Raw genomic sequence first — 7,996 nt, 5'->3', positions numbered from 1 at the left:
CCCGCAGAGGTGCTCGCGGCGCTCGCGGAGTTCTCCACGCCCGAAACGCTCACAATGATCGACCGCGAGGTGGATGAGGCGTACCGGGCGAGCCTGGAGCAAGGCGACCCGGCGCCGCTGCGCAAGGTGCTGGAGCACTGGTGGCTGGTGGTGCGGGTGAACCGGGGTGGGGCCGAACCGCCCGGCCCGCCGCGCGGACGGGAGCAGCTGGCCGAGGCACTGGCCCGGCGTGGCATCATCGGCTGACCGATGTACACGTGGGGTTTCGTGGCCGACGACGAGGAAGCCGCGGCACTGCTTGACACTCTCCCGGTTGAGGCGTTGTTGGCGTTCCAGGAGTTGATGACTGCGGTCGAGTTGGATCCGTGGGGTATCGCCGGGAAGTCTCCGGGTGAACCGAACATGCCGAACGTCCTGTTCGGGCCGCACGGTGAGGGCCAGGTGTCGTACCTGATCCTGGACGGGCCGCGCGAAGTGTGGGTCACGCGGGTGCAGTGGGCTGACTGAGCTCATAGACCGGTCACGTTCGCCGCGGCGCATTGTGTGCCGCGACCACTACTCCATGCCCTCGCGTGGCACGATGCGCACCGTCGCCGGATCGAACGGTACGCACTCCACTCAGCGTGTCGAACGTGCGTACCGTGGCGCTGCGTTCGAACAGACCCTGCTGGCCGTTTTCGTCGCGGTCCGCGCCGGGCTTGCCAACCAGCTGCTGCGACCATTGCATGTACTGAGTACAGAACGCCAGTTTGAATGACTGTCAATGGCCGGTGCCGGATTACGCCCGAACGAGTGACCCGACCGGCGTCCGGCGTTGGCGCGACGTGGGGCGCGTGCCTGGCGGCCGTGGCGCCGATCGGGTGAGTGAAGCGGTGGCGGTGCTGGGAGAGCGTGCCGGGGGGAGTCGTGAAGTACTCGCCTTCGGAGGGCCGAATGAGCGTGTACCCGTGGACCGCGGCTCAAACGTGCGTACGCTTCCATGCGCTGCGCCGAACGGACGCCCGGCGACCGGTAACCTGTCGGGGCGCAGTGCAGATCAGCAGGGCGGACACAAGTCAGACAGCAGAGCAGCGAAGGGGGAGACGGCCGTGAACGACCGGTTCGACACCGCCGCGATCCGCAGCCGGGTGCTCGACTCCTGGGCGGCCGCGCCGGTGCGCTTCCGCGAGGACGCGAACCTCGAAGAGGACCTGGTTCTCGGTGCCTACCGGGACCGCGTCGTGATCGAGCTGGCCCAGAACGCCGCGGACGCGGCGACCCGCGCCGGGCGGCCCGGGCGGCTGCACCTGGCCCTCGGCGTCTCCGCCGACGAAGGCGTCACCCTGACCGTGGCGAACACCGGCAGCCCGCTGGACGCCGCGGGCGTGATCGGGCTGTCCACGCTGCGCGCCTCGTCCAAGCGCGACGAGTGGGACCCGTCCGACGACCCGGCCCGCGAGGACGTCCCGACCGCCGGTGGGCCGGTCGGCAGGTTCGGCGTCGGGTTCGCCGCGGTGCTCGCGGTCAGCGACGAACCCGCCGTGCTCTCCCAGCACGGCTCCGTGCGCTTCTCCACCGCCGACGCCCGCGCGGCGATAGCCGACGTGGCCGTGCGCAGCCCGGAACTCGGCATCGAACTGCACCGCCGCGAGGGCCGTGTCCCCGCGCTGCGCCTGCCGTTCCCCACCGAGGGCCGACCGCCGCAGGGTTATGACACCGCCGTGGTTCTGCCGTTGCGCGACAGCGCAGCCGAACAGCTCGTGCGCCGACTGCTCACCGAGATCGACGACGCGCTGTTGCTCGCCCTGCCGCAGCTCGCCGAGATCACTGTGCAGATCAACACTGTGCAGATCAACACTGCGCAAATCAGCTCTGCGCAGATCAACACCGGCGAGGCGGACGCCACCACGACTCGCACCCTGACTTCGCGGCGCGGTGCCGAGCACGAGTGGATCATCACCGACGGCTCGCGCACCACCACCTGGCGGCTGGCCCGCGCGCACGGCGCGCTCGACCCGCTGCTGCTGGCCGGGCGCCCCGTCGAGGAGCGCGCCCGCCCCTACTGGGCGGTGACCTGGGCGGTGCCCATCGGCGACGACGCCGAACCGCTGCGCCCGCAGACCGTGCCCGTGGTGCACGCTCCGACGCCGACCGACGAACGGCTCGGCCTGCCCGCGCTGCTGATCGGCTCGTTCCCGCTCGACCCGACGCGGCGTCACGTCGCCGCAGGCGATCTGGCCGACTTCCTGATCGAGCAGGCCGCCGCCGCGTACGCGCAGCTGTCGGCGCAATGGCCGCGGCGCGTCCCGGAACTGCTGCGACTGGTACCCGGCCCGATCGCGGATGGCGCGCTGGACGCGGCGTTGCGCGAACGCATCGGGCGCCTGCTGCCCGAAACCCCGTTCCTGCCGGCGGCGGACGGCAGCCGCGACCCGCTGCGCCCTCAAGACGCGACAGTCATCGTGCCCTGCGACGATGCGCTGGTCGCCGCGCTCGCCGACGTCATCCCCGGCCTGCTGCCCGCAGGCTGGGAACGCGACACCGTCGCGCTCGGCGCGTTGCGCGTGCGCAGGCTCGAATTGGCCGACCTGGTCGAGATGGTGGCCGCGTTGCGTCGTGAACCCGCCTGGTGGGGCCGGCTCTACGCGGCGCTCGACGGGGTGGCCGGCTACGACCCCGGCGCGCGTGAAGCCCTGATCGCGCTGCCGATCCCGCTCGCCGACGGCCGCGTCGTGCGCGGCGCGCCGGGAACCCTGCTGCCGGACGCGGCGCTCGGCGATTCGGGCTTCGGCGACACGGCGCTCGACAAAAGGGGGTTCGACGCGCTGCGCCCGCTCGGCCTGCGCGTCGTGCACCCGGCCGCGCTCAGCGCGGGAGGGCATGGACTACTGGAACGGCTCGGCGCGCGCCCGGCCCAGCCGCGCGCGATCCTCGCCGACCCGGCCGTGCACGCCGCCATCGCCGCCTCACGCGACGACCTGCCGCAGGCCGACCCGGAGGCGCAGGCGCACCCGAGCGCGGTGGCCGAGGCCGTGCTCACGCTCGTGCGCGCCGCCGGGCCACGCCCGCAGGAGCGTTTCGGCCTGGACGCACTGCTGCTCCCGGACGAGCAGGGCACGTACACACCCGCGCGTGAACTGCTGCTGCCCTCGTCCCCGCTGGCGCAGATCGTCGAGCCGGACGCCTTCGGGCGGGTCGACGCCGAATGGGTGCGCCGCTGGGGCGTCGAGACGCTGCGCGCTGTCGGCGTACTGGACACCTTCACGCTCGTGCGCGTTGCCGATGTGCTGCTCGACCCCGACGGCGCGGACGCGGAACTGTTCGACCTCGACGGCTTCGAGGACTGGCTCGACGATCTACGTGATCTGCTTCCGCCCGCGGCGCGCGACACCCCGCCGGTCGCCACCGAGCTGATCGCCGTTCGCGACCTGGAGCTGGTCGCCGAGCACCGCTGGTCCGCAGCCCTCGACCTGCTGGCCGGACCCGCGTTGCGGCGCGCCGTCACCGAGCCGATCAAGGTAATGACAGGTGACGGCGGAACGCTGCGTCTGCCCTCGTACACGTCCTGGTGGCTCAGCCGCCGCCCGGTGCTGGACGGCCGCAGGCCGATCGATCTGGCCACCGGCGCAGGCCTGCTGACCGGCCTGTACGACCCGATCGGCACCGGATCACAGGACACTGACGGCGCGGCGGAACCGGACGAGAAGCAGATGCCTGACGCACTGCGCCTCGACCCCGACTTCGTGGCGGGCCTCGGCGTGCGCAGCGGTCTTGGCGAGCTGCTGGAGGCGCCGGGGGGACCCGACGAGCTGCTGGAGCGCCTGGCCGATCCGGCGCGGGAGGTCGACGCGACGCAGCTCGCCGAGCTCTACAACGCGCTCGCCGGCGTGGCGGACGACCGCGTGGACCCGCCGAGCGCGATCAGGGCACTGATCGGCGGACGCCCCGTCGTCGCCGACGCCGTGGACGTGGCGGTCATCGACGCGCCCGACCTGCTCCCGCTGCTCGGTGACCGCCCCTACCTGCCGGTTCCGCCGCGCAACGCCGAGCGCCTCGCCGACCTGCTCGACCTCAGCCTCGTATCAGAGCTGTTCACCGGTCGTGTGACGTCCGAGGGCGAGCCCCAGCCGGTTCCGGACGTGGTGCTGCGCCTCGTACCGCAGGCCCCGGACACGTACGTCGAGCACGAGGAACTGGTGCTCGACGACGACTTCGAGACGGACTGGCGTGTCGTGGACGGCGAGGTGCACGCCTCCACCTTCGACGGTTTGGCCCGCGCGCTGGCCTGGGCCTGCGGCCGCTGGGACCGTCGCCACCTGATCGCCGCCCTGCTGGCCGAGCCGGAACGCGCCGACGAACTGGCGGCCGAGACCTACTTCGAATAGCGCAGATTTCGAATGACACAGACCTCGATTAGCACGGGGATCGGGTAGCACAGACTTCGAATAGCGCAGGGATCGACGTCTCGGGCCCGGCTCAATGTACTGAGCCGGTCCCGAGACGGGCTTGTTCCAACGCGGGGTTCCGGCGCGGTGTTTCAGCGCGGGACCGCGGCGGTCAGAGACCCTTCTTCCGGTCTTCGAGCACGCCGTCCACGTAGATGTCCAGCTTCTCGTTCCAGAACGCCGCGAGCCCCGCGATCTTCTGCGACTCGGCCAGCGGCGTGCGGTAGTACCAGACGACGTCCTCGTGCACCGCCGTGCCGGTGTCCACCGAGTAGTAGCTCGCAGTGCCCTTGTACGGACAGTGGGTCTGCGTCTCCGAGGGCCGCAGCAGGTCCATCCGGACGTCGGTCAGCGGCAGGTAGTAGCGCGGGCGCAGACCGGTCTCGAAGAGGATGCGCGGCTGGTGGCTGTCCGCCACCGTGACCCCGTCGATCTCCACCCGGATGTGCCGCGAGCTGGTCAGGATGTCGATGCGGGTGTGCGGGTCGCGCGGGTGGACGTAGATCGGCTCGTCCTCCTCGAACCACTCGCTCATCGCGTCGAAGTCGACGCGCACCAGCCCCTGCAACACCTCCAGCGGCGACTCGGGGATACGGCGCGCCGCGGACTCGGCGGTCTTGCCGTCGACCACCACGTCGAGGACCTCGGCGTCGCCGCGGCTGGGGGAGTGCTCGGTCTTCCCCGTCGGCACGAGCTGCGCCTTCACGTCCTCGGCCGGGAAGTAGTACGTCGGGTAATACGGTGATTCCCACACCAGGTGCGGTCGCAGCGTGTCGGCCACCAGCCGCCCTTCGAAGTACGTCCGTACCCGCTTGCGGCCTTCCTCGACGCGGACCCGTCCTCTAGTCGCCTCGCTCATGCGCGTTTCCTCTCTCCGTCTCGTTGATAACAGTCGTCACATATCCCTAAGCCACCGATCGCGCCAGGAATTCCACCGATTCCGCCGACCGGAGGCCCGGCGCTCACATCTGGCTCAGGTACTTCTCGATCAGCTCGACCGCGGTGCCGATACCGTCCTCGGCGCGGATCTTCACGCCGAGCTCGGCGGCGCGCTCACGCATGGACGAGTCGCCGGTGGCGCGGCGGATGGCCTGCGCGAGGTTGTCCGCGGTCAGCTTGCCCGCGGGGACCGGGCGCGGCCCGGCGCCGAGCGCGGCGGCTCGGGCCGCCCAGAACGGCTGGTCGCCCGCATGCGGGATGGCGACCGAGGGCACCCCGGCGTGCAGCACCCAGGATGTGGTGCCCGCGCCGCTGTGGTGCACGACGGCGGCGACATGGCCGAACAGCTCCCGGTACGGCACATAGCTCGTCAGCCGGTGGATGTGGTCCGGCAGGTCGGTGTCGCCGAGGTTCGCCCAGCCGGACTGGATGATCGCGCGCCGGCCGCTGATGGCCACGGCGTCGACCAGCAGCCGGGTCAGCGCGGCAGAGTCCTGCGTCGTCGTGCTGCCGAAGCTGATGAACACCGGCGGCTCGCCGTCGTCGAGGAACTTCAGCAGCTCGCTCGGCGCGGCAAAGCCCAGATCGCTCTCCAGCAGCCAGAAGCCGGTGGTGTGCACCGTGGCGGGCCAGTCGGCCGGCTGGGGCACGAGGTGCCGGCTGTAGCCGTTCAGGATCGGCGTGCGCCGCATCGCCTGCTGGACGTCGCGGTTGCGCCGGGCCGGCAGACCGAGCACGTCGCGGCGGAACCGGTTGACCGGGTCCTTCATGATCCGCCAGACGAAGGGCTCGACCATCGCCTTGTGGAACGCGAGGTTGACCAGGCTCTCCCGGTGCGGCATCAGCGTGCTGAGTGCGGCCGAACCGCTGCGCGTGGCGAGCGGGGCCGGTTGCAGCGTGGTGCTGATATACGGGATCCCCAGCTTCTCGGCGACCGCCATCGCGTAGAAATCCGAGGTGTAGCTGCCGATCACCGCCTCGGCGCCGAACTCGGTGCACGCCCGGTACACCCCGTCCATCAGCGCCGGGCCGTTCAGCTCGAAGATGCGTTTCATGGTCCGTATGAACGTCAGCAGGGTCGCCCCGTTGCCGGCGTCGAACATCTTGCGGCCCAACTCGGACGAGAGCATCTCCTGGAAGTCCACGGTCGCGGCGCTGGCCTCCAGCCCGCACTTGCGCGCCTCCTCGGGGAAGTCCGCGCCGACGACCATCCGGACCTGGTGCCCCCGGTCTTGCAACCCCATCCCCAGCGCGAGCGCCGGCTGTACGTCGCCGCGCGAACCGAAGGCTATCGACGCGATCCGCATCTTCCCGTGACCCCGATCTCAGACGTCGGATGGTGGACGTGTGTGAACCCTGCGGCGCAAGTCTACGAAGCCTGGATCGGATGCGTGCCCAGTGCCCTGTCGGGCGCGGTGTCATATCGGGCCAGGTGTCATTCAGGACCCCTCGTGCTGATGCAGACCGAGGGGCAGTGAAAACACCTTGGTCCAGGTGGCGGTGATTTTGCGGCGAATTGAGTTATTACGATGACGTCATGGCACAAACACATTTATCAATTTCGAAATAGTGTGATGATGCATGTCTGTTTGGGCGGCGGCATTCCGGGCATCCGCGCCACATGGGCGTGTCTCCGCAGGGGGTTCTGCACGCGATCGACGCGTTCCAGCAGCGGCACCGCTTGCTCGCGTTTCCGATCGCCGTGTGGAAGAAGTTCGGCGACGACCAGGCGGGCAGCCTTGCGGCGCTCATCGCCTACTACGCGTTCATGTCAATCTTCCCGCTGCTGCTGTTACTGGTCACGGCGCTGGGGATCGTGCTGCGCGACAATCCGTCGCTACAGCAGAAGGTGCTCAACTCGGCGTTGACCGATTTCCCGGTGATCGGGGAGCAACTGCGTGCGAACGTGCACTCGCTCAATCGCACCGGCATCGGCCTCGTGGTCGGCGTGATCGGCACCGTGCTCGGCGCGCGCGGCGTGACCAGTGCGATCCAGAACGCGATGAACAGCGTCTGGGAGGTGCCGCGGCACCTGCGCCCCGGCTTCCCGTTCTCCTGGCTGCGCGGCTTCGGGCTGCTGGGCACCCTCGGCGTCGGCGTGCTGGCCACGACCGTGCTGTCCGGGTTCGGCACTTGGGGCGGCAGGGTGCTCGGCGGTCTGGCCGGCAGTGCTGCGGCGATCGCGTTATCGCTGGCAGTGAACGTCGGACTTTTCTGGCTGGGGCTGCGTCTGGCCACCGCGTCCCTGGTGCGGGGCCGTGACCTGCGCAACGGCGCGATCCTCGCGGCGATCCTCTGGCAGGCGCTGCAAACCCTCGGCGTGTTCTTCGTCACCCACACGCTGCGGCACGCCTCGTCGCTCTACGGAACCTTCGGGCTCGTCCTCGGACTGCTCGCATGGCTGTACCTCCAGGCACAGCTCACGCTCTACGCGGTCGAGGCGGACGTGGTGCGGACGCGGCGACTGTGGCCGCGCAGCCTGTTCCCGCCGCCACTGACCGAGGAGGACAGGCTGGCCTACGCCGAATACCGCGCAGCGGATCGCCGCTTGCCGGTGGCAGTCGAGCCGGAGCCCGGCAGCGACGGGGGCATGCCGGAGGTGAAGTCACGCCGGTGAAGCCGCACGACCGTCG

General features: G+C 70.3%; 7 protein-coding genes. 5 read left to right on the top strand and 2 right to left on the bottom strand.

The annotated features are described in order from the left end of the window. The 4 genes from VGS97_RS28660 to VGS97_RS28645 all read left to right on the top strand — a co-directional run. Positions 1-246: hypothetical protein (locus tag VGS97_RS28660; protein ID WP_326856807.1), on the top strand; the 246-nt coding region annotated here is incomplete at its 5' end. A 3-nt stretch (positions 247-249) separates the two neighbouring features. Further along, positions 250-507 carry a hypothetical protein gene (locus tag VGS97_RS28655; RefSeq protein ID WP_326856806.1) on the top strand — a complete coding sequence of 86 codons (258 nt, stop codon included), beginning with the start codon at positions 250-252 and terminating at the stop codon, positions 505-507. A 73-nt stretch (positions 508-580) separates the two neighbouring features. After that, positions 581-757 (top strand): hypothetical protein, encoded by a 177-nt coding sequence (locus VGS97_RS28650; protein ID WP_326856805.1) that lies wholly within the window; start codon positions 581-583, stop codon positions 755-757. 331 nt (positions 758-1,088) lie between these two features. Beyond that, positions 1,089-4,364, top strand: coding sequence for a sacsin N-terminal ATP-binding-like domain-containing protein (locus VGS97_RS28645; RefSeq protein ID WP_326856804.1), 3,276 nt, complete (start codon positions 1,089-1,091; stop codon positions 4,362-4,364). A 172-nt stretch (positions 4,365-4,536) separates the two neighbouring features. On the opposite strand, the gene VGS97_RS28640 is transcribed toward VGS97_RS28645, so the two are convergent. Both VGS97_RS28640 and VGS97_RS28635 read right to left on the bottom strand, forming a co-directional pair. After that, the gene (locus VGS97_RS28640; protein WP_326856803.1) at positions 4,537-5,283 is read right to left on the bottom strand and encodes a DUF427 domain-containing protein; all 747 of its coding nucleotides are present in this window, start codon (positions 5,281-5,283) and stop codon (positions 4,537-4,539) included. Positions 5,284-5,386: 103 nt separating this feature from the next. Then, positions 5,387-6,670: a glycosyltransferase gene (locus tag VGS97_RS28635; RefSeq protein WP_326856802.1), complete on the bottom strand. Its 1,284-nt coding sequence runs from the start codon at positions 6,668-6,670 to the stop codon at positions 5,387-5,389. A 314-nt stretch (positions 6,671-6,984) separates the two neighbouring features. Here VGS97_RS28635 and VGS97_RS28630 point away from each other — a divergent pair, with 314 nt between their 5' ends. Beyond that, a complete protein-coding gene (locus VGS97_RS28630; protein WP_326856801.1) occupies positions 6,985-7,980 on the top strand; it encodes a YihY/virulence factor BrkB family protein in 996 nt (331 codons plus the stop codon). The last annotated feature ends 16 nt before the right edge of the window (positions 7,981-7,996 follow it).

Source organism: Actinocrinis sp. (genome assembly GCF_035946395.1).
Lineage (GTDB): Bacteria > Actinomycetota > Actinomycetes > Streptomycetales > Catenulisporaceae > Actinocrinis.
This window is presented reverse-complemented; position numbering and strand designations above follow the sequence as displayed.